The organism is Qipengyuania atrilutea (genome assembly GCF_013370205.1).
Lineage (GTDB): Bacteria > Pseudomonadota > Alphaproteobacteria > Sphingomonadales > Sphingomonadaceae > Actirhodobacter > Actirhodobacter atriluteus.
Genome location: NZ_JABWGV010000001.1, coordinates 535,412 through 556,400 on the forward strand (window position 1 = coordinate 535,412; position 20,989 = coordinate 556,400).

The 20,989-nt window shown below is 61.2% G+C and carries 21 protein-coding genes; 9 read left to right on the forward strand and 12 right to left on the reverse strand.

Translation table 11 applies throughout. The features are described from left to right. Nucleotides 1-4 precede the first annotated feature (4 nt). From HUV48_RS02635 to HUV48_RS02645, 3 genes are all read left to right on the forward strand, one after another. Complete coding sequence (locus tag HUV48_RS02635) at nucleotides 5-466, forward strand: PaaI family thioesterase (protein WP_176266208.1); 462 nt, start codon at nucleotides 5-7, stop codon at nucleotides 464-466. Beyond that, nucleotides 466-1,578 carry a cell division protein ZapE gene (gene zapE, locus HUV48_RS02640; RefSeq protein ID WP_176266209.1) on the forward strand — a complete coding sequence of 371 codons (1,113 nt, stop codon included), beginning with the start codon at nucleotides 466-468 and terminating at the stop codon, nucleotides 1,576-1,578. The genes HUV48_RS02635 and zapE overlap by 1 nt, the downstream gene beginning before the upstream one ends. Nucleotides 1,579-1,663: 85 nt before the next feature. Continuing rightward, nucleotides 1,664-2,362, forward strand: a complete 699-nt coding sequence (locus tag HUV48_RS02645; protein ID WP_176266210.1) for a pirin family protein — start codon at nucleotides 1,664-1,666, stop codon at nucleotides 2,360-2,362. 32 nt (nucleotides 2,363-2,394) lie between these two features. Here the strand turns inward: HUV48_RS02645 and HUV48_RS02650 are convergent, their stop codons facing one another. From HUV48_RS02650 to HUV48_RS02660, 3 genes are all read right to left on the reverse strand, one after another. Next, entirely contained in the window at nucleotides 2,395-2,553 is a 159-nt protein-coding gene (locus tag HUV48_RS02650) for a hypothetical protein (protein ID WP_176266211.1), read from the reverse strand. Between the two features lie 155 nt (nucleotides 2,554-2,708). Next, nucleotides 2,709-3,935: a pyridoxal-dependent decarboxylase, exosortase A system-associated gene (locus tag HUV48_RS02655; protein ID WP_176266212.1), complete on the reverse strand. Its 1,227-nt coding sequence runs from the start codon at nucleotides 3,933-3,935 to the stop codon at nucleotides 2,709-2,711. After that, nucleotides 3,932-5,473, reverse strand: coding sequence for an acyl-CoA ligase (AMP-forming), exosortase A system-associated (locus tag HUV48_RS02660; RefSeq protein WP_176266213.1), 1,542 nt, complete (start codon nucleotides 5,471-5,473; stop codon nucleotides 3,932-3,934). The genes HUV48_RS02655 and HUV48_RS02660 overlap by 4 nt, the downstream gene beginning before the upstream one ends. A 148-nt stretch (nucleotides 5,474-5,621) precedes the next feature. Here HUV48_RS02660 and HUV48_RS14480 point away from each other — a divergent pair, with 148 nt between their 5' ends. After that, the gene (locus HUV48_RS14480) at nucleotides 5,622-5,972 is read left to right on the forward strand and encodes an acyl carrier protein (protein ID WP_176266214.1); all 351 of its coding nucleotides are present in this window, start codon (nucleotides 5,622-5,624) and stop codon (nucleotides 5,970-5,972) included. A gap of 7 nt (nucleotides 5,973-5,979) precedes the next feature. Here HUV48_RS14480 and HUV48_RS02670 read toward each other — a convergent pair whose 3' ends face one another. The 6 genes from HUV48_RS02670 to HUV48_RS02695 are packed head-to-tail and all read right to left on the reverse strand — an operon-like array spanning nucleotide 5,980 to nucleotide 13,560. Beyond that, on the reverse strand, nucleotides 5,980-7,176 hold the full coding sequence (locus tag HUV48_RS02670) for a class I SAM-dependent RNA methyltransferase (RefSeq protein ID WP_176266215.1): 1,197 nt from the start codon (nucleotides 7,174-7,176) through the stop codon (nucleotides 5,980-5,982). Continuing rightward, nucleotides 7,173-8,570, reverse strand: coding sequence for an NAD(P)H-hydrate dehydratase (locus HUV48_RS02675; RefSeq protein ID WP_176266216.1), 1,398 nt, complete (start codon nucleotides 8,568-8,570; stop codon nucleotides 7,173-7,175). Before HUV48_RS02675 ends, HUV48_RS02670 begins: the two co-directional genes overlap by 4 nt. A gap of 12 nt (nucleotides 8,571-8,582) precedes the next feature. Next, complete coding sequence (gene ilvD / locus HUV48_RS02680; RefSeq protein WP_176266217.1) at nucleotides 8,583-10,304, reverse strand: dihydroxy-acid dehydratase; 1,722 nt, start codon at nucleotides 10,302-10,304, stop codon at nucleotides 8,583-8,585. A gap of 58 nt (nucleotides 10,305-10,362) precedes the next feature. Further along, nucleotides 10,363-11,079 carry an N-formylglutamate amidohydrolase gene (locus tag HUV48_RS02685; RefSeq protein WP_225871483.1) on the reverse strand — a complete coding sequence of 239 codons (717 nt, stop codon included), beginning with the start codon at nucleotides 11,077-11,079 and terminating at the stop codon, nucleotides 10,363-10,365. 8 nt (nucleotides 11,080-11,087) lie between these two features. After that, nucleotides 11,088-11,900, reverse strand: coding sequence for a 4-(cytidine 5'-diphospho)-2-C-methyl-D-erythritol kinase (locus tag HUV48_RS02690; protein WP_176266219.1), 813 nt, complete (start codon nucleotides 11,898-11,900; stop codon nucleotides 11,088-11,090). Between the two features lie 13 nt (nucleotides 11,901-11,913). Further along, complete coding sequence (locus tag HUV48_RS02695) at nucleotides 11,914-13,560, reverse strand: electron transfer flavoprotein-ubiquinone oxidoreductase (protein ID WP_176266220.1); 1,647 nt, start codon at nucleotides 13,558-13,560, stop codon at nucleotides 11,914-11,916. A gap of 84 nt (nucleotides 13,561-13,644) precedes the next feature. Between HUV48_RS02695 and HUV48_RS02700 the strand changes: the two genes are divergently transcribed. From HUV48_RS02700 to HUV48_RS02720, 5 genes are all read left to right on the forward strand, one after another. Further along, nucleotides 13,645-14,466 carry a uracil-DNA glycosylase family protein gene (locus tag HUV48_RS02700; protein WP_176266221.1) on the forward strand — a complete coding sequence of 274 codons (822 nt, stop codon included), beginning with the start codon at nucleotides 13,645-13,647 and terminating at the stop codon, nucleotides 14,464-14,466. A gap of 6 nt (nucleotides 14,467-14,472) precedes the next feature. Further along, nucleotides 14,473-16,197 carry a lytic transglycosylase domain-containing protein gene (locus tag HUV48_RS02705; RefSeq protein WP_176266222.1) on the forward strand — a complete coding sequence of 575 codons (1,725 nt, stop codon included), beginning with the start codon at nucleotides 14,473-14,475 and terminating at the stop codon, nucleotides 16,195-16,197. Continuing rightward, complete coding sequence (gene moaB, locus HUV48_RS02710) at nucleotides 16,187-16,711, forward strand: molybdenum cofactor biosynthesis protein B (protein ID WP_176266223.1); 525 nt, start codon at nucleotides 16,187-16,189, stop codon at nucleotides 16,709-16,711. Before HUV48_RS02705 ends, moaB begins: the two co-directional genes overlap by 11 nt. A 41-nt stretch (nucleotides 16,712-16,752) precedes the next feature. Continuing rightward, nucleotides 16,753-17,838 carry a PA0069 family radical SAM protein gene (locus HUV48_RS02715; protein ID WP_176266224.1) on the forward strand — a complete coding sequence of 362 codons (1,086 nt, stop codon included), beginning with the start codon at nucleotides 16,753-16,755 and terminating at the stop codon, nucleotides 17,836-17,838. Between the two features lie 132 nt (nucleotides 17,839-17,970). Then, nucleotides 17,971-18,426, forward strand: coding sequence for a hypothetical protein (locus HUV48_RS02720; RefSeq protein WP_176266225.1), 456 nt, complete (start codon nucleotides 17,971-17,973; stop codon nucleotides 18,424-18,426). 2 nt (nucleotides 18,427-18,428) lie between these two features. Here the strand turns inward: HUV48_RS02720 and HUV48_RS02725 are convergent, their stop codons facing one another. Genes HUV48_RS02725 through HUV48_RS02735 form a run of 3 tightly spaced genes read right to left on the reverse strand, consistent with a single transcriptional unit; the run spans nucleotide 18,429 to nucleotide 20,975 of the window. Then, entirely contained in the window at nucleotides 18,429-18,860 is a 432-nt protein-coding gene (locus HUV48_RS02725) for a DUF1330 domain-containing protein (protein WP_225871484.1), read from the reverse strand. 19 nt (nucleotides 18,861-18,879) lie between these two features. Beyond that, complete coding sequence (locus HUV48_RS02730; RefSeq protein WP_176266226.1) at nucleotides 18,880-19,380, reverse strand: hypothetical protein; 501 nt, start codon at nucleotides 19,378-19,380, stop codon at nucleotides 18,880-18,882. Beyond that, nucleotides 19,377-20,975, reverse strand: coding sequence for a long-chain fatty acid--CoA ligase (locus HUV48_RS02735; protein WP_176266227.1), 1,599 nt, complete (start codon nucleotides 20,973-20,975; stop codon nucleotides 19,377-19,379). The genes HUV48_RS02730 and HUV48_RS02735 overlap by 4 nt, the downstream gene beginning before the upstream one ends. Between the last annotated feature and the right edge of the window lie 14 nt (nucleotides 20,976-20,989).

Genomic DNA, 20,989 nt, shown 5'->3' on the forward strand with positions numbered 1-20,989 from the left:
TTTCATGAGTAACGTTCCGAGCTTCATACGCTACGAGGCGATCGACGGCGAACCCGGCTGGTACAGCTGGGACGTCGGCGACGAAACGCTCTACAACCGGGCGGTCCTCGGCGAACTGCGCGTGCGAAAGGAAGGCGCGAGGTGCCGCTTACGGATGTTCCCGCAGCGCAAACACGCCAATGTGCAGAAGATGGTCCACGGCGGCGCCACGCTCGGGCTGATCGACATTGCACTGTTCGCCGGAATGCACGTAGCGGGCGATAGCGACGGAAGCGGCGCGGTCACGTTAGAGCTGTCGACGCAGTTCGTCGGCGCAGGCGATCCGGACAAGCCGCTCGACGCCGTGACCGAAGTCGTGCGCGAGACTGGCCGCCTTGTGTTCGTGCGCGGCGAGGTCGTGCAGGAAGAGCATGTCGTCGCGGCTTTCAGCGGGATCTTGCGCAAGTCCTCCAGCCCGGACCGGTAATGGGTATTCTGGGGCGGTACGATGCTTTGCTCGCATCGGGCGAATTGCAGAAGGATCCGGACCAGCGTAACGCGGCAGAGCGTCTGCAACGGCTTCAGGAAGAACTACTCGATGACCGGAAGCAAGGCTTCCTGTCGCGCATCTTCGCCTCGGACGACGACCCGGTTGAGGGCGTGTACATGTGGGGTGGCGTGGGACGCGGCAAGTCGATGCTGATGGACCTGTTCCACGAAACCCTGCCGGTCAAAGCCAAGCGCCGCGTCCACTTTCACGCTTTCATGCAGGAGGTCCACGCCGCCCTTCGCGAAGCGCGCAAGAGCGAAAGCGGCGATCCTATCCCGGCTGTCGCAAGCGCGCTCGGCGGCGACCTCGATGTGCTCGCCTTCGACGAGATGGTCGTCAACAACTCGGCCGACGCGATGATCATGAGCCGCCTGTTCCGCGCGCTGATTGTGGACGAGGAGGTCACGATCGTCACCACCTCGAACCGGCCGCCGGACGATCTTTACAAGGACGGTCTCAACCGCGAGCACTTTCTGCCGTTCATCGACCTGATCCGGCAGCGGCTTGACGTCATGCCGCTCAACGGGCCGACCGATTACCGGATGGAGCGGCTTTCGGGCATCGACAGTTGGCACACGCCGCTCGGCCCGCCCGCCACGGAGCGAGTGCGCGAAGCCTTCTTCCGCCTCACCGACCACAGCCCGGAAGACGCGGACAACGTACCCTCGCGCGAGTTGGAGGTCGGCGGCAAGCGGACGATTCACGTGCCCAAGAGCTTTCGCGGCGTCGCGGTCTTCAGCTTCAAGCGGCTGTGCGGAGAACCTCGAGGCGCAGCGGATTACCTCGCCATCGCGCGGGCGTACCACACGGTCATAATCGTCGGCATCCCGCAGATGGGACCGGACATGCGCAACGAAGCGGCGCGTTTCGTCTCGCTGATCGACGCTCTTTACGAGGCGCGGGTCAAGCTGTTCGCAACCGCTGCCGTTGGCCCAAGCGAGCTTTACCAGGCCGGCGACGGACGTTTCGAGTTCGAGCGAACCGTCAGCCGCCTGCAGGAGATGCGCAGCGCGGAATACCTTGCGCTCGGCCATGGAGGCCACGAGTAACGGGCTGGCTTGAAATCCCCGGCCTGGCCTCTCATTTGAAAGGTCTTCCGGCAGATCAAGCAGCCCTGCCGATGCGAGAAAATCGATGATCGAAGTAAGACCCTTCAATACTCTGGGCCATGCGAACCACGGATGGCTCGACGCGCACCACCATTTCAGTTTCGCCGGCTATCATGATCCGTCCCGCATGGGCTGGGGTTCCATACGCGTCTGGAACGACGATACGATCGGCGCGCGCGCCGGCTTTCCGCCGCATCCGCACCAGAACATGGAAATCGTCACCTTCGTTCGGTCGGGTGCGATCACGCATGAGGATTCGATGGGCAACCGCGGGCGAACTGCTGCGGGCGATGTGCAGGTAATGAGCGCCGGGTCGGGCGTTCGGCACTCGGAGGTCAATGCCGAAGGCGAAGACTGCACCCTTTTCCAGATATGGATTTTACCTGACCAGGCTGGCGGAGAGCCGCAATGGGGACAGCGTGAGTTTCCGAAGGAGGCGCGCGGCGGCAAGTTTGAGATACTAGCCAGCGACAGCCCGGAAGCGGACGGTTCGCTGCTCATCCGCAGCGATGCGAAGGTTGCGGCGACGACGCTCAAGGTTGGACAGACCGCAACCTGGCAGGCCGACCCGCAGCGCCACCAGTATCTCGTTGCGGCGAAGGGCTCGATTAAAGTCAATGGCGTTACGGCGCAGGCCCGCGACGGCATAGCCGTCAAGGGTGAAGAACAGCTGGAAGTGGAGGCGCTCGAGGACGCCGAAGTGGTCCTGGTCGACGCCCGCTAAGGTTACATGTTGAAATTCGGGAAGCGTCGCCCTCAGAGGCGGCGCTTGCCGTCTGCTTCCAGGTAGTCGGTCACGATCAACAGCATCCGGCGCATGGCGTCTTCCTGTTCGTCGATCCGCGCTTCGAGCTGCGCGATGCGCTCCCGCAGATCGGTTTCGTCGCTTCCTGAAGAACCTTCGAATGCGCTCAACCCGTGCGCAAACCTGTCCCTATTAGCGAACCCCATCGTCTTCGTTCCTGTACTAGACCACCGGCAAACGCTCTTAAGCAAATAGTGCGCGATTACACCGGGAGCGAGAATGCCTGTCCCGTACGCGAACAGTGCATAGAACGCTGGTCGTCAGATCAAACCAGCATTTCGGTAGCGGGTCCGTGACCGAGAAACTGCGCTGGGGACGCGGTTGCCCCGTAAGCGCCCGCACAGAATACCGCGGCGATGTCGCCGACCTCTGCTCGCGGTAGAAGCGCCTTGTCCGCCAGACGGTCGAGGGGTGTGCACAGGCAGCCGACGACCGAGACGACTTCAGTAGGCTCTGTGGAAAACCGGTTTGCGATCGCCACCGGATAGTTTCGGCGGACGACCGTACCGAAATTGCCGGACGCGGCGAGCTGGTGATGGAGCCCGCCGTCGGTAATCAAGAAGATTTCGCCGTGGCTCTCCTTCCGGTCGATGATCCGCGTCAGGTAGACGCCCGCTTCGCCGACGAGGTAACGCCCCAACTCGCTATGGATTTCCGTATCGCGCAGGTTCTCTGACAGTTCATCGAAGCACGCTTCCAAAGCTTCCCCGATCGGTCTTAGGTCTAGCGCGGTGTCGCCGTGGAAATACGGGATGCCGAAGCCTCCGCCGATGTTGAGCGAAGCGATGGGCCGTCCGATGTCGCGCGCTAATCCTTCGGCCAGAACGAGCACATTCGCCTGCGTCTCGATGATCGCTTCGCCGTCCAACGACTGGCTTCCGGTGAAGATATGGAACCCACGGAAATCGCAGCCGGCCTCGAACAATAGCTTCGCCATCGGCACGACCCTCTCGACGTCAACGCCGAATTGCTTGGCCCCGCCCCCCATCTTCATGCCCGATCCGCGCAGTTCGAAATCGGGATTGACGCGGATTGCGATACGCGGCGTTTCGCCCAACTGTTCCGCCAAAGCGATGGTGCGACGCGCTTCGCTTTCCGATTCGCAGTTCAGGACCACACCTGCCTGTAGCGCTTTACGGAGCTCGTCATCTCGCTTGCCGGGACCGGCGAAGCTGACGCGGTCGCATTCGATCCCTGCCGCTCGCACCAGTTCGAGCTCGCCTCCCGATGCGATGTCGAACCCGTCCACCAATCCTTTCATCAGCGAGAGCACCGGTGCAAACGGGTTGGCCTTAATAGCGTAATTCAGCTTTAGCCGCCCTGGCATGGCGCTGCGGAAATCAGTGACCTTCCGTCCGATAATTGTACTGCTGTAGACGAACAGTGGCGTATCGCCCGCTTCGGAAATCCAGTGCGCAGCGGTCTCGCCGCCGAGCAGCAACTGCTCCTCGCGCGCAGAAAAATGCTCAGGAATTGGGCCGAGCGGCTTCATTCGGGTGTCCTCGCAGCCAGTTTCTCCTGCTCGAGCGCTGTGCGGTCCAGCTTGCCGTTCGCGTTGACCGGAAAACGCGCGTACCAGTGATACTGCGCAGGCATCATGAAATTCGGAAGCTCGCGCGAAAGTTCGCGGCGTAGCCGCTCTTCGTCTGACTGATTTCCAACCACCGCCAGATGAACAGCCTGACCGAGGTCGGGGTCGACCATTCCGAAAGCGGCCGCATCCGAAACGACGCCGGTTGCGAGCGCAGCCTCCTCGATCTCCTGCGGACTGATCCGGTTGCCCGCGCTCTTGATCATGGCATCGTCGCGGCCCATGAAATGAAGGTCGCCGTCCGCATCACGCAGCACCGTATCGCCTGAGTACACAGCCGTGCCGCCGTACTCGGACCACTCCGGCGCTGATTTGAAGCGAGCAGCGGTGCGCTCCGCATCTTGCCAGTAACCCTTCGCAACGAGCGGACCGCAGTGAACGAGTTCGCCCTCTTGTCCCGTGCCCGCCGCTTTGCCATCATTGGCCACTACGAGTATTTCGGCAAAAGGGATCGCCTGACCCATCGACGTCGGCTTTTCAGCGACCTTTGCCGGGTCGAGGAAGGTGGAACGGAACGCCTCGGTCAAGCCGTACATTGGATAGATGCGTGTCTTCGGTAACTTTTGTCGAAGCTCGCTGACAAGCTCCCGCGTCAGAGCGCCGCCGCTATTCGTTATGCGCCGCAGGGACTGCGAAGCCTTTTCGGTCCAATCGACAGCAACCAGTTGCCGCCAAAGCGGCGGAACGCCGGCGAGCGTCGTTATCTGGTGGCGCGCACAGGCCTTGGTGACGTCCTGAGGAAAGAGATAATCGAGCGGGTAAACGCAGCCTCCGGCAATCCAGGTACAGAAAAGCTGACTCTGCCCGTAATCGAACGACAGCGGCAGTACGGCAAGGGTCCTATCGTCGCGGTCCATGGAGAGGTAATGCGCAACGCTGACCGCGCCGAGCCACATATTCGCGTGGCTAAGCATGACACCCTTGGGCCTGCCGGTAGAGCCGCTGGTGTAGAGGATTGCAGCCAGATCGTCCGGATCGTGCTTCGAGATCGGAAGCCTTGCGCCTGCTTCGGCTGCGCAGGCGATGGCCTCGCCCTCATCCATCACCGTGCAGCCTGCTGGAACATCTATAGCATTGAGCGACGAACGCCGGGAATTCGTCGCGACCAGCAGCGCCGCTCCGCTATCGCTTAGGATGTGGGCGACCTGTGCGCGTTTGAGCAACGGGTTGATGGGCACATGGACCAGACCGGCGCGCGCCGCAGCGAGCGGCAAAACACATGTCAGCTCGCCCTTCGCTGCCCAGCTCGCAACGCGCGTACCCGGCGTGTATCGCTCGGCAAGCCATCCGGCCATTGTCGCGATGCGCGTCCGCAGTTCGCCGTAGGTCAGCGTCCCGGTCTTTACCGCAAGCGCCGGATCGTCCGCGCGGCCAAACTCGCAAATATGATCGAGCGGGCGCGGCACAGGATCGAGTGTCTGATGCGGTAGATCGGTCATCGAACCCGTTCCCTGCCTAAAGCTCACCGTCTTAGCAATGGCTCAGCGTGCTGCGAAAGAGCTCGGAAGCGCCCGGCTTGCGCGGCGTTTTCCCGAAGTCTATGGCGGCCCGCACAACCAAAGCCAACAAGGGGCGCGGCGAGGAAGCATGGATATTCGAACGGCCGAAGGATGCAGGGGCAAAGAGGGTGGTGCCTCGGTGGGCGATACCGAGGCCCTCGATGCAGCCGGTCCGCCCCGCGCCGAGATCGACCGGACGCTTCGTAGCATCTTGCGCGACGTGCTCGGCCTCGACGAAGACCGTGTCGCAGAATTCTCGGCAGATAGCGGCTTGTTCGGCCACGTGCCCGAGCTCGATTCGATGGCGGTGGCCGGTTTGCTGACCGAGATCGAGGATCGTTTGGAAATCATCATCGAAGACGACGATGTCGATGGCGAAATGCTCGAAACCTACGGCGGCTTGCTCGCTTTCGCCGAAGCCAAGGTCGTGGAACGCTAAACCGGCACTAGCCGCGCGTGAAAACGCTGGTCAGTTCGACATGCGTGGCCCAGCGGAACTGTCCGACGGGGCGCAAGGTCTCCAATCGGAACCCCGCTTCGCAAAGCGTCTGCGCATCCCTAGCCCAACTGGAGGGATTGCAGCTGACGTAGACGACGCGCGGAACCTCGCTCTTCGCGACTGAAGCGATCTGCTCGCGGGCGCCGGCGCGCGGAGGGTCGAGTATCACCGCGTCGAACCTCGAAAGCTCATCCGGTTGCAAGGGGTTGCGGAAGAGATCGCGGTGATGCGCTTCCACATGTAAAGCGCCCGTCGCGGCAGCCTGACGGCAGGCGAGGTGGGCATCGCGGGCCGCTTCGAACGCAGCAACGCTGCGGCCTTCCGCAACACCGAACGCCAGCATGCCGAGACCGGAAAAGAAATCCGCAACGCTTTCCGCGTTCGCAACGCCGACCCTCGTATCGGCGATCAGTCTCTCGGCTCCGTCTTGCGTGGCTTGCAGGAAAGCGCCTGCCGGAAAGCTGACGGGAATGTTGTTCCACGTCACGGTCACTGGCTGCGGCTCGTAGAAGGTTTCCGCCCCGAACCCCTGGTCGAGCGTTAGCCGCGCCAGATTGTTGTCCATGGCGAAACGGGTCAGCGCTTCGATTGCGTCGAGCCCGTCCGGCTCGATCCCGCTTAGCTGAATGTCGGGTCCTTGATCGGTCAGGGTCATCCCGACATCGATGCTGCCCCGTGGCGAGTAACGCGAAAGCAAATCGCGAAGCGGACCGAACAGGCGGAACAGTTCGGGCCGCAGCACCGGACATTCGCGTATGTCGACGATCCGGTGAGAGCGTTCCTCCCGGTAACCGAGCACGACGCGCTTCCCGATAGCCTGGGCATGCAGCGTCGCGCGGAGCCGGCTGCTCGGCGGCGATAGATGCGTCGGCAGCAAGGTAATGGGCTCGAGGCCCTGCCCTGCCGCTGCGTGAACCACGCGGTCGGTCACGAACTGGCGAACCGCCTCGTCGTCGAGATGCTGCAACTGGCAACCGCCGCACTTCGCGAAATGGCGGCACGGCGGCCTCTGCCGGTGCTCGCCCGGCTCGATCCTTCCGTCGGGGAGTATCCGGTCACCGGGAGCGGTTCCGGCAATGTGCCGCCCGTCTGAAGTGACCCCGTCACCCTTCGCGGCTACGCGGACAATTACGTTATCGGTCATAGGCAAGTCGCCAAAGCATGGCGCATCTGCCGGGCAAGTTCGCCTGCCGTGAAAGCCGGACCGAGCTGCCGGGCAGCTTCACCATGCAGCCAAACCGCTTGCGAGGCAGCTTCGAGAGGCGGCTCGCCGGCTGCCATTCGGCTCACAACGACCCCGGCGAGAACATCCCCGGTTCCGGCAGCGGAAAGCCACGACGACGCCGGTTTGAAAAAGCGTATCGGTGCGCTTGGCGCGGCAACGATCGTATCCGCGCCCTTCGCTGCGACGACGCAGCCTGTCGTTTCCGCGAGTTTCCGCGCCTTCTCGAGCTTCGTGTTTCTGTCGATACCGAAAGCTTCGCATAGCACTGCAAGCTCCCCTTCGTGCGGCGTAAGAACATGGCATCGGCGTTCCGAGGTCTCGAACATCGCTGGAGTAATCAGGTGAAGCGCGTCGGCGTCGAATACGGCAGGCTTGCCGCTGACAAAAACCGCTTCGAGTTTCGCTTTAGCTGTGTCGTTCCGTCCCAATCCCGGACCGATCAAAACCGCGTCTAATCGCTTGTCGCCGAGAACTTCTTCCAAGGGTCCGGGGTCCACGACCAAGTCAGCCGGTACCGCAGGATGCTCGGTATCCCCTGCAAGCTTAACATAGCCGGCGCCGGCACGCATCGCGGCCTCACTGGCGAGGATTGCGGCGCCGTGCATCTCACCCCCGACGATCGCGACCATTCCCCGCGAGTATTTGTGCGCATTGAAGTCCGGAGGCGTTGGTGCGGGTTTGCCGAACAGATGTCCCGAAACGTCGCCGAACTCCAGGCCGAGCCCGACGCGGATGCGCTTGCCCAGGAGTGCACTGGAAGGCATCAGGAAATGCGCATTTTTCCAACTGCCTAGAGCGAAGGTGTAATCGTATTTGGGAAGTTCACCGTTCAGAATTTCGCCAGTATTGCTGACGACACCGCTCGGCAGATCGACCGCGACCACGGTCTGGTGCAAGGCGGCGTTTCGCATCAGCAAATGATGTGCGTCGGGATCTAACGGCCGAGACAGACCGGTGCCGAACAGGCAATCGACCAGAATATCGCCCTCGACATCACTGTGGGCACTCTCGACATCACTGTTATAGCAGTCGCGGGCTTTCGCCGCCGTCGGCGTTTCCGCCTCGGTCAGGGCTACGACACGGACGGAGACACCCTTCTTCCGCAACGCCTCGGCAATCACGTAACCATCGCCGCCGTTATTTCCGGGCCCGCAGAGAACGGTCACGCGCTTGCCGTTTGCGAACGCGGTGATCTCGGCTGCGCATCCTTTGCCAGCGCTCTGCAGTAACTCCCATTCAGACGTTCCGGCCGTGATTGCCCGCTGTTCAGCGGCCCGCATTTCTTCTGCAGTAAGAACGGGTTCGAGCGTCAAGTTGCGGACCGTTCAGATGTCGGCGAAGACATGCGTTTCCTTCGACGCACCCGGATGCGTCAAGGCGCCTTTCACCGCAGGACCTACGTTCTGCGCATAGCGCCACAGAGCGCCCGACTGGTAATCGTTCGTCCGTGGCTGCCACGCACTACGGCGCTTGAAAAGGATCGTTTCGGACACGTCGAGGTCGATCGTGCCCGCTTCGGCGTCGATGCTTATGATATCGCCATCCTCTACAAGCGCGATCGGACCGCAATCCGCCGCTTCGGGACCGACATGGCCGATGCAAAACCCGCGCGTCGCGCCGGAGAAACGCCCATCGGTGATTAACGCGACTGACTCACCCATGCCCTGCCCGTAAAGCGCCGCAGTCGTGGACAGCATCTCGCGCATCCCCGGTCCGCCCTTCGGCCCCTCGTAGCGAATGACGATGACCGAACCTTCGGCAATGTCGCGGCGCTCGACTGCCGCGAAAGCGTCTTCTTCGCAGTCGAACACTCGGGCCGCTCCGCTGAACTGAAGCCGCGCCATCCCGGCGACTTTCACGATGGCGCCTTCAGGGGCAAGACTGCCTTTGAGACCGACGACACCACCGGTCGGCGTTATTGGCTGATTGACATCGTAGAACACTTTCTGGTCCGGGTTCCAGGTGATCTCGTCCAAGTTCTCGCCCAGGCTCTTGCCGGTAACAGTCAAGGGTTCGGGATCGAGGAACCCGCCGTCTAGCAAGGTTTTCATGGCCATGTAGACCCCGCCCGCCTCATGCATGTCCTTTGCAACATACTGGCCACCCGGTTTCAGATCGGCGATATAAGGCGTGGATTTGAAGATTTCGGCAACATCGAACAGGTCGAACTCGATCCCGCATTCATTCGCCATGGCCGGCAAGTGGAGTGCGGCATTGGTCGAACCGCCGGTCGCTGCGACGACGCGCGCAGCATTCTCAAAAGCAGCCCTAGTGCAGATGTCGCGCGGGCGAATATTTCGTGCAAGGAGTGTCATGACTTGCTCGCCGGCCGCGAGCCCGATTTCCTCACGCGATTTGTACGGAGCCGGCGCCATGTTGCTGTTCGGCAACGACAATCCGATCGCTTCTCCGACGCAGGCCATAGTGTTTGCAGTGAATTGCCCGCCGCACGCTCCGTGGCCGGGGCAGGCGACCTTTTCGAGCGCCGTCAGTTCCTTGAGGGGGCAGCCACCCGCGGCATACTGGCCAACCGCTTCGAACACATCAACGACCGTCACGTCCTCGTCGTGATAACGGCCCGGAAGGATGGACCCGCCGTAGACGAAGATCGACGGAACGTTGAGCCGCAGCATAGCCATCATCATGCCCGGCAAGCTCTTGTCGCACCCCGCGAAGCCGACCAGCGCGTCGTAGCAATGCCCGCGTACCGATAGCTCGATGGAATCGGCAATGACCTCGCGGCTTACGAGCGAGCTTTTCATTCCCTGATGACCCATCGCGATGCCGTCGGTCACCGTGATCGTATTGAACCGCCGGGGGGTGCCCCCGCCCGTCTCTACTCCCGCGCGGCACACATTCGCCTGCGCATCGAGCGCAGTGTTGCAGGGTGCGCTGTCGTTGCCGGCGGAGACCACGCCGACGAAAGGGCGCGCGATCTCTTCCTCGGTCATACCCATCGCATAGTAGTACGACCGGTGCGGCGCGCGTTCGGGGCCGACGGAAACGTGCCTGCTCGGCAGCTTGGCTTTGTCGAAAGTGTCGCTCATCCGCGCGTTCTCGCCCCGCTGGCGGCGATAATCAAGCGCAGGCTAGCTTTATGCCAAGCTAGGGAGATTTGAGCGATAGCTGCGTCAAACTAGCGACGTCCGCGATCAGGTCCGCCCAGCGCGACTGCTGCGCTCGGGTAGCGATCTCGTCCTGCCGGATTTCGATCGTGAGATACGGAATGCCTCGGCTTTCAGCGTGACGGTCCATCGTCGCATTAAGCTGCTTGCCCGAATAGGGTTCGTTGTCGCCAACGGTAAGGCCCTTTTCGCGAAACAAGCGGATCGCGTGCTGCGCGGCCCGGTCGTCGTTGTTGTAAAGCAGGCCCACCTCCCATGGACGCTGTTCACCGGTGCTGTGAAGTGCAGGCGTGAAGCTGTGCACGGCGAGTATCAGGGACGGTTGCGCCGCCTCTATCCAACTGTCTAACGCTTGATGGTAAGGGTAGTGAAACCGTTCGAGGCGGCTCTCCAAATTGCCGCCGATATTGCCGGGGATCGTAATGCCATCGCTCGACATAGGCATGACGGCGGGATCGTCCTCATCGCGGTGAAGATCGACCACAAGTCTACTTATCGCAGCAATATGAGCGGGAATGTCATGGAACCGGGCAAGACGCTCGACCACACCTTCGACACCCAGATCGATGGCGATGTGCTGCTCCATAGCTTCGTCCGGAACGCCGAGTTCAATGTCGTCCGGTACGAAGTTGGAAGCATGATCGGCGCACGCGATGATTCCGCCCTTTCGCGGCTCGCCAACCTGGCGATATGGCATCCCATCTATCATCGCAGTCTTCCCGTCATGGTCCACCAGTCGCGATGGCGCTTGTTTATCGAACGCTGGACGCCATTCCGTTCATCCTCGCTATCGAACAAAGCGAAACAAGTTGCGCCCGAGCCGGACATACGGACGAGCCATGCGTTCGTATCCCTGAGCGCGGCAAGGACGTCTGCAATAACGGGGACGAGCGATATTGCAGGTCTCTCAAGATCGTTTCGCCCGTTCGTTGACATTTCGCGTATCGTCTCGCCATTTAGCGGACCGCGGTCCTTGCCGTCCCAGCCAGCAAAGACGTTTGCCGTAGCAAGCGGTTCACGCGGATTGACCAGCAGGACCGGCGTTCCCGCAAGACTATCGTCCGCGGCTTCGAGTTCGGTACCCGTTCCGCGGCCGATGCAGGTCTTACTTTCGACGCAGGCCGGAACATCCGCACCCAGTTTGGCGGCACGGTCATGCCAATCGTCTGGCAGTCCGTACATGCCCCGAACGATGCGGAATACGGCTCCTGCATCTGCGCTTCCCCCGCCGAGCCCCGCGGCCACGGGCAGGTTCTTCTCCAACGTGACTTCGATCCCGGTGGCTCGCGGCAACACGGTCAGCGCCTTCATCGCTAGATTGCCGAACGGAAGCCCCATCGCCCCAGCAAACTCGCCCTGCTGATCCAGCGCATCGACTTCGGCGGGCCTAGCGGTCAGAAGATCACCGTTGTCGACGAAGGCGAACAGGCTTTCGAGGTCGTGATAGCCATCCTCGCGCCGTCCCCGTACGTGCAGCGCAAGGTTGATCTTGGCGTAAGCTATATCCGTAACCGGCACGCAGTTTGCTGCGTCACATATTCGGATAGTTCGGACCGCCGCCGCCTTCGGGCGTCGTCCACTCAATGTTCTGATTCGGGTCCTTGATATCGCAGGTCTTGCAATGGACGCAGTTCTGCGAATTGATCACGAATTTCGGATCGCCCTCCTCAACGTCTACCCATTCGTAGACGCCTGCGGGGCAATAGCGCGTCGACGGACCACCATAGACTTCGAGTTCGCTTTCCTTCTGCAACTCCATGTCGCAGACCTTGAGGTGGTTCGGCTGATCCTCTGCGTGGTTCGTGTAGGAGAACGCGACCGAGGTGAGCCGGTCGAAGCTGATTACCCCGTCGGGCTTGGGATATTCGATCGGCCGGAACAGGTCGGCACGCTGCAGATGCTTGTAATCCGCCTCGTGCTTCATCGTGATCGGAAGCCCGATCTTGAGGTAACGCATCCACATGTCGATGCCCGCAAAGACAGTTCCGATCTCTCCGCCGAATTTCGAAACGGCAGGCTGAGCATTCTTCACCGCTTCAAGTTCGCGTGCGACCCAGCTCGAACGCAGGTTTGCATCGTAATCGGAAAGCTCGGTCTTTTCCTTACCATCCGCAATGGCGGCCGCGATGGTTTCGGCGGCAAGCATGCCGCTCTTCATCGCAGTGTGGCTGCCCTTGATGCGGGGCACGTTGACGAAGCCTGCCGCGCAGCCGATCAGCGCGCCGCCCGGAAACGCGAGCTTCGGGACAGATTGCCAACCGCCCTCATTAATTGCGCGGCCACCGTAAGCGACGCGCTTGCCGCCTTCGAGTAGAGAAACGATGTCCGGGTGATGTTTCCAGCGCTGGAATTCCTGAAAAGGTGAAACATACGGGTTCTTGTAGTCGAGAGCGGTTACGAAGCCGATTGCGACCTGATTGTCCGCCTGGTGGTAGATGAATCCGCCGCCCCAGCTTTCGCTCTCCGATAGGGGCCATCCCTGAGTATGGATCACGCGACCGGGAACGTGCTTTCCCGGGTCAATGTCCCAGAGTTCTTTCACTCCGAGGCCATAAACCTGCGGCTGGCAATTCGCTTCGAGATCGAAGCGCTCCTTCATTTTCTTTGTCAGGTTGCCGCGTACGCCCTCGGCGAACAGCGTGTATTTCGCATGGATTTCCATGCCGGGCTGGAAGTCCGGCTTTTCGCTGCCGTCAGCCGCGATCCCCATGTCCTGCGTAATGACACCAGCGACCGCGCCATCGTCATCGAACAGCACTTCCGAAGCGGGGAAGCCCGGGAAGACCATGACGCCCAGGGCTTCCGCCTGTTCGCCGAGCCACCGGGTAAGGTTTGCGAGCGATACGGTGTAATTACCCTTGTTCGACATGAATGGCGGCATCGCGAAGTGCGGCATCTCGTACTTCTTCGATTTCGACATCACCCAATGCTGGTTGTCGGTGACCGGAACCTGAGCGAGCGGGCAGTCCATTTCCCGCCATTCGGGGAGCAGTTCGTCGATCGCCCGAGGATCGACAACCGCGCCCGAAAGGACGTGCGCGCCGACCTCGCTGCCCTTCTCGAGTACGACGACCTCGAGCTCTTCGTTCAGTTGCTTGAGCCGGATGGCCGCTGCCATCCCGGCGACCCCGCCGCCGATGATGACAACGTCGCAGGGCATCGATTCACGTTCGCTCATGACTACTCGCTTGCTTGGTGCAGGATTTGACTACAATTCCTTGATTGCTGCACGCTTTAAGGTCAAGGGTGTGGCCCTCCCGCGATGATCAGAGAACCTTCCCCCTCGCGCCGCGAAGTGCCCTTGCCGGAGCTGGCAGAAGCCGCGCTCGAATGGTGGCTCGAGGCAGGGGTGGACAGCAATTTTTCCGATGACGCGCAGGCCTGGCTTGGTGACCCGGCAGACGCTACGGAAAACATAGATGTCACGCTCACTCAAGCGGCCGAATTGTCGCCCAAGAAGCCCGCTCGTGCTCCCCAGAAGGTGTTCTCGCCTGCAGACCGTATTACGCACGGTTCGCTCGCCGAAAGCTCGATCCGCAACCCGGAAAACTGGCCGGCAGAATTTTCTGCATTCAATCAGTGGTGGTTGTCGGATGAAGTATTACCAGATGGCGATACGCGGCCGGCCGTCGCGCCGGAAGGCCCGCAAGGTGCGCCGCTGATGATTGTGATACCGCACCCGAACGAGACCGACCGAGCTAGGCTGCTCGAAGGGCCAGCCGGTGCATTTCTAACCTCAATGCTGGCAGCGATGGGGTTGGCGAAGGAAAGCGTCTATCTCGCCAGCGTACTGCCGCGCTATACGCCGCTGCCGGACTGGGACGCTGAGAGCGCTAGGGGTCTCGGATCGCTAGCCAGGCATCATATCGTCCTGGCGAAACCCGAACGCGTGCTGCTTTTAGGGCGGTTCCTCTTGCCGGTCATTGTCGACAAAGAGGTAAGCGATGTGCGCGCTCCGTTCGAACTGGAGGCGGGCAGCGCAAAAATACCCCTGCTTGCCGCACAGCCGCTTGGCGCGCTGGCGCGTTCTGCGCAACGTAGGCGGAGGTTCTGGGAAAGCTGGCTCGATTGGACGGATGAATAAACTGAGATGATCAAACGAAAATTCAAGGCGGCAGCTGCAAGCGCGCTGGTATTAGCCGCTCTAGTTCCCGCCCTGCCCACGCATGCTCAGCGCATCGAGTACATACCGCCCGGCGTCGCCGAACTTCCCGGAACGGTTTTGTCGCAGGATGAGCGCGCCTTCTACGCTTCCGCCTTCACTGCCCTGGATCGGCGGGATTGGGATGCGGTGACGCGCGCTCTCGGCGAACGCCCGACCGGCCTGCTTCACGGCATGCTAGCTGCAGAGTACTATCTACATCCGAACAGTCCGCGTATCGAACTGCCTGCTATCGAAGCCTGGCTCGCCCGTTATCGCGAGCTTCCGCAAGCCGAGCAGATGATCCGTCTTGGCGAGAAGCGCGGACTGACGTTTGCGCCGCAACTTCCTCCACGCAATTCGGTAACCCGGCAGTCGGCGATCTCGAAGCGCACGCGGCCGCGCAGCACGGGCGACGGCACGATGCCGGACGACATTGCGTCCGCCATCGATGCGGCGATCAGCAACGATGACCCGGACGGCGCGCGCATGCTGCTCGACGGGATCGAAGCATCGCTCTCGCGCGAGGCCCGCACCGAATGGCGGCAAAAGGTCGCCTGGAGCTATTACATCGAGAACCGCGACACGGCGTCGCTGGCAATGGCGCAGTCAGTCGCCAGCGGCAGCGGACCGTGGGTGGCTGAGGGCGCTTGGGTCGAAGGGCTCGCTGCGTGGCGACTTGGCGACTGTCGCACCGCAGCCGACGCATTCGAACGCAGCGCGGCTCGCGCGGATAATATCGAATCGCGCGTTGCGGCGCATTACTGGGCAAGCCGTTCGCACACCCGCTGCCGCAATCCGGAGCGCGCCGAGGCAATGCTGCGGCAGGCGGCGGCGGCAGACGAAACGCTTTATGGAATGCTAGCGCGCGAGCAGCTCGGCATTCCGCTGCCGGACCGATTTACTGTCGAGAAGTTCTCGCGTTCCGACTGGAGAGATTTGCAGTCTCAGCCGAATGTCCGGAACGCTGTTGCCTTGGCTGAGCTTGGGCGCATGGACCTTGCTGGAGAGGCCCTTCGCCATGAAGCTTTGATCGGCGGTGCGGACCAGTTCCCGGCCCTTGCCCGCCTGTCGCGCAGTCTCGGCCTCACTGACACGCAAAAGTGGCTGGGTTACAACGTGCCGCGCGGCGCCTCACCCCAACCTGCACTACGCTATCCCCAGGCAGCCTACCGTCCCTATGGAGGATGGCAGGTCGATCCCGCCTTGGCTTTCGCGCACGCGTTGCAGGAAAGCGATTTCCGCGAGAGCGTGGTCAGTTCCGCCAACGCGATCGGATTGATGCAGATTAGGCCGATTGCCGCACGCGAATACGCGGGATCGATCAATTTGAACGCCGATACGGCAGACCTTAAAGATCCCGCTACCAACCTGGCATTCGGACAGCGCGCGCTTCAGGCGCTCGCCTTGAACGGGACGACCCGCGGTCATTTGCCGAAGGTCATGGCAGCGTATAATGCCGGGCTCACCCCGGTTGCTCGCTGGAATGGCGAGGTTCGCGACCAGGACGATCCGCTGCTCTACATGGAGTCGATTCCGTACTGGGAAACCCGCGGCTACGTCGCGATCGTGATGCGCAACTACTGGATCTACTTGCGTCAGCGAGATGGAGAAGCACCGAGCCGAATCGCGCTCGCACAGAACGAGTGGCCGGAATTTCCCAGTGCCAATTGACGAGAGCCGTACGTTCAAGCCGCTCAACCTAGCGTTGGTGACGGTTTCGGACACTCGGACCGAGGCGGACGATACTTCAGGCGACATTCTTGCGGCGCGGATTGCTGATGCGGGGCATTGCCTTGTAGCCCGACAGATCGTGCGCGACGATGCAGACAAGCTTACCCAGTTGTTGCGAAGCTGGATTGCGGACCCGGCGATCGACGCGGTCGTCTCGACAGGCGGAACGGGACTGACGGGCCGTGATGTTAATCCCGAAGCGCTAGAAAGGGTGAAAACGAAGGATATTCCGGGCTTCGGCGAGCTTTTTCGCTGGATCAGTTACGAGATGATCGGAACCAGTACCGTTCAGAGCCGGGCCTGCGCCGTTGTGGCCGAGACTACCTACATCTTTGCGCTTCCAGGCTCGAACGGTGCGGTGAAGGACGGATGGGACAAGATTCTCGCCAGCCAGCTCGACAGTCGTCACCGGCCGTGCAATTTCGTCGAGTTGATGCCGCGCCTTAGCGAATAGGACGCTTTTCAAAGCACCAGTGTTCCGTATATGTTCTATCTATGGAGCAACCGCCGCCAGAACGAATCAAGGGGCGCGGCGCACAGTCATCGGCATCGTCTGAGCGCTTCGGCCTTCACAGCAGGGAAACAGACGGCGACTGGCGTGATCATATGGAGACGCTGGATGGTCCTCCCGTCAAACTGCGGACCACTGTAACCGAAGAACATCCGCGAACGATCCTTTCGTTCAACCAATCACCCGACATCGGCTTCGACCGTTCGATCAACGCATATCGCGGCTGCGAACACGGCTGCGTTTACTGCTTCGCGCGGCCGACCCATGCCTATCACGATCTGTCTCCAGGGCTCGACTTCGAAACGAGGCTTTTCGCCAAGCCGAAGGCAGCCGAGTTACTGCGGGCGACTCTCGCCAAGCCGAATTACCAGCCCCGTCCGATTGCGATGGGCACCAACACCGATCCCTATCAACCCATCGAGCGGGAGTACCGGATCACGCGGCAGGTCCTCGAAATCTGCCTCGACGCGCGCCACCCGGTGACCATAACGACGAAGTCCGACCGGGTCTTGGACGACCTCGATCTGCTGCGTGAGATGGCAACGCGGGACCTTGTTGCAGTGGCCATATCGGTCACCAGCCTCGACCGAAACCTTTCGGCGAAGCTCGAACCCCGCGCTGCCGCTCCATCCAAACGGCTCGCAGCGCTCGGGGTATTGGCGGATAACGGCATTCCTGCGCACTGCTCGATTGCGCCAATCATTCCGGCAATCACGGACGAGTTCATGGAGGACATAGTCGCGCAGGCTGCCGAACTCGGGATAAAATCCGCCGGTTGGATTCCGCTGCGTTTACCGCACGAGGTAGCGCCACTCTTCCGGGAATGGCTCGATGTGCATTACCCCGAAAGAGCCGGCAAGGTTATGAGCATCGTCCGCTCGATTCGGGGCGGTAGAGACAACGATCCCGACTTCTTCTCGCGCATGAAACCGAGCGGCGTATGGGCTGACCTGTTTCGTGCGCGCTTTCGTTTGGCGTGTAAACGGGCAGGTATCGGCAAGCTTAGGTTCGAACTCGATACGTCGTCTTTCCGGAAGCCCGAAACGGGCGGCCAACTGCGGTTGTTGTAACGCGGACGAAACCGCGGCGTTTACGTCCTTTTAACTACGACAGACGTATCGCTCCGATCCATGAGACGCGCCCATTTCCTAGGCTTTTTCGCTGCGCTTCTGTTGTCCGCGTGCCACGGGGACGAGGTCAGGATGGCGGCGCTCGATGCGTACGACCTATCCGACATGGCAGTCGTAAACCGGTTGGCTATCGACCTGACAGCCGAAGAGGCCGGAGCGCTCAAAACTTACGCGATCCATCACCTCGCAACTTCCGCAGCTTTCTGCGGTGACGTGCTGGTCGACAAGTCGGGCCGCACGCCGGAAACCATCGGCGAAGCGATCGACTTCACCTTGGAAAGGGAAGCAAGGTTGGCCGCCGAGCGTAAGGGACGGGATTTGAGCCAATTCTCACCGGTGGCACGGTACAGAATTGCCCTCGACAAGCTGATCGACGCGCGCGACACGGCGATCAACGACAGGGAAGAGCTACTTATCGCTCAGGAAATGGGTTTGTTGAACGCAACCCATAATACGGTAGAGTTGGACAAGCTGATCACGCGTCTCGAAGCGCAAATTGCCGAACTGCGTGCCAATCCCCCCGCCTGAAGTCAGGCGAAGCCGCCGCCAGGGGCGCCTGGCTCGAACCGGATGAGCCGGCTATCGGATAAGGCGGCGGTTCGGTTCATGACCGCCTGCTGATATTCCGGGTCTTTGATCATTTCGAAAAAGGCACCCGCAGACGGATACCGGGCTACGAAACCGTCGTCCCATCGTGCATCGACCGGGCCTGTAACCATACTTTCGAACGCGCCGCGCCAAACGATCTCACCGCCTACCCGCTCGAATATCGGACCGCTCGCGCGTGCGTATTCTTGGTACGCTTCCTTCCCGCTCCACCCTTTGGCCGCGTATTCGTGATCACGCGGGTAGTTTGCCTTCTCGCGGTAGAGCAGCAAGTTCAGCATTTCGATCGGCTTGTCGCGCGGTAGGCTTTTGAAAGCTTCGAAATTTGCCGGGCTGGGATCGATGTAGGATGTCAAAGTAGCCGCCTTTCTTGGCTTAGCCGTAAGTGAAGCGGCGTGTGCATGTTTGCGGGTTCGTACGCGCACCGCGCACGTCCAGTCCTGAAAAGAAGTCTTCCATGGAGATCGAATCGAACCCGAAATTGTGATCCAGTCTTAGAAGCAATTCTTCGCGTGCGATTCCGTTATCGCGGGTCTTAGCCAGCACTGCCAGGGAAGTGCGGCCCTCCCCCACTCGCCGCACAACCATGTCGTCACGTTCGTAGACGACCGGCCCGTAGTTTTCCGGCGGCACGAAGTCGCGGCTTTCTGTCATGCGAAAGCTGATCAAGCCGATCGAACCGTTGATCGTCGCATCGTAGCGACCGCTGCGCGCATCGACGATCAGGCCGTTCGAAGGCAGCATGAAAGCACTTTCGTTGAAGCACAGCCGTGCCGGTCCGTTTATGGCTCCGCCGTCAATATTCGAACTGGCGCCGCTGGAAGCGCATCCGGCAAGAGTGCCGGACAACGCTGCGATCAGAATAGCTTTTCTCATGCACTCAACCTGTAATCGGGATAGCGCGCGCGCAAGTCTTTCTTGCTAATTTTACCCGTCGCGGTGTGCGGAATATCGTCCACGAACTCGACTGCATCGGGCAGCCACCATTTGGCTACCTGCCCTTCGAGGTAGTCCGTCAGTTCCTTGCCAGACAAATCTTGCCCCTGTTTGCGGACTACGAACAGCACCGGCCGCTCGTCCCACTTCGGATGTGGCATGCCGATCGCCGCCGCCTCGGCCACGGCCGGATGACCGACTGCGGCATTTTCGAGCTCGACGGAACTTATCCATTCGCCGCCGGACTTGATGACGTCCTTGGTACGGTCGGTCAGTTGCAGCGTGCCGTCCGGATGAAGAATGCCGACATCGCCCGTGTCGAACCAGCCATCCGACGTCAGAGCGTCTTCTTCGGCTTTGAAATAGCGTTTGATGACCCAGGGCCCGCGTACCTGCAACGCACCTGCCGTCTTTCCGTCGCGCGGCAGCGGGGTGCTCATATCGTCCAAATCGACCGTACGCAGTTCGACGCCGAACGGCGGGCGGCCCTGCATCTGCTTGACGCTGATCTGCTCTTCGAAACTCAGCGTATCCCAGTTTGCCGGCTTGGCACCCGTCGTCCCGATCGGGCTCGTCTCGGTCATTCCCCACGCATGCGCAACGTTGACGCCCATCTTCATGAGCCGTTCGATCATGAAGCGCGGCGCGGCCGAGCCGCCAATGATTGCCTGCTTCAGATCGGGCAACGTCTCGCCGGTCGCATCCATGTGCTGGAACATCGCGAGCCATACAGTCGGGACGCCGGCCGAATGCGTGACGTTCTCCCGCCGCATAAGATCGCATAGGACCGCAGGATCGTTCACCGCGCTGTAGACGAACTTGATTCCCGCCGCCGCGCCGCCCCACGGAAGCCCCCAGCTCGCGGCGTGGAACATGGGGACCACCGGCAGCATGACAGAGCGCGGATCGGCGTCGAAAATGGCCGGTTGCAACGAAACGAGCGCATGGAGCAAGGTTGAGCGGTGTTCGTAAAGCACCCCCTTCGGATTACCGGTCGTGCCGCTGGTGTAGCACAGCATGCACGGATCGCGTTCGCCCACATCCGCCCATTCGGTCTCGCCGTCGTATGGCGCGATCCAGTCTTCGAACGCAGTAGTATGCGCCTCTGAATCGAAGCAGATATAGTGCTCGATCGTCGTCCATTTCTTGCGCATCTTGTCGACGATTGGCTGGAACGCAGCGTCGTAGAGAAGGACCCGGTCTTCGGCGTGGTTGGCGATATATTCGAGCTGATCCTCGAACAAACGCGGATTGATCGTGTGTAGAATGCCGCCGGCGCCTACCGCTCCGTACCAAGTCACGAGGTGACGCGAATGGTTCATGGCAAGGGTCGCGATCCGGTCGCCCTTTTCTATGCCCAAGGCCTGCAACGCTTGCACCATTTTGAGTGCGTCGCGTCTGATCCCGGCCCAGTCGGTGCGGGTCTCGCTGCCGTCGGCCCAGTGCGTAAGGTGCTCGCGCGAACCATGTTCCCGCGCCGCATGATCGATGAGATGCGTAACCTTCAGTTCCCAGTCCTGCATCGCCCCAAGCATCGCTCTCTCCTTGT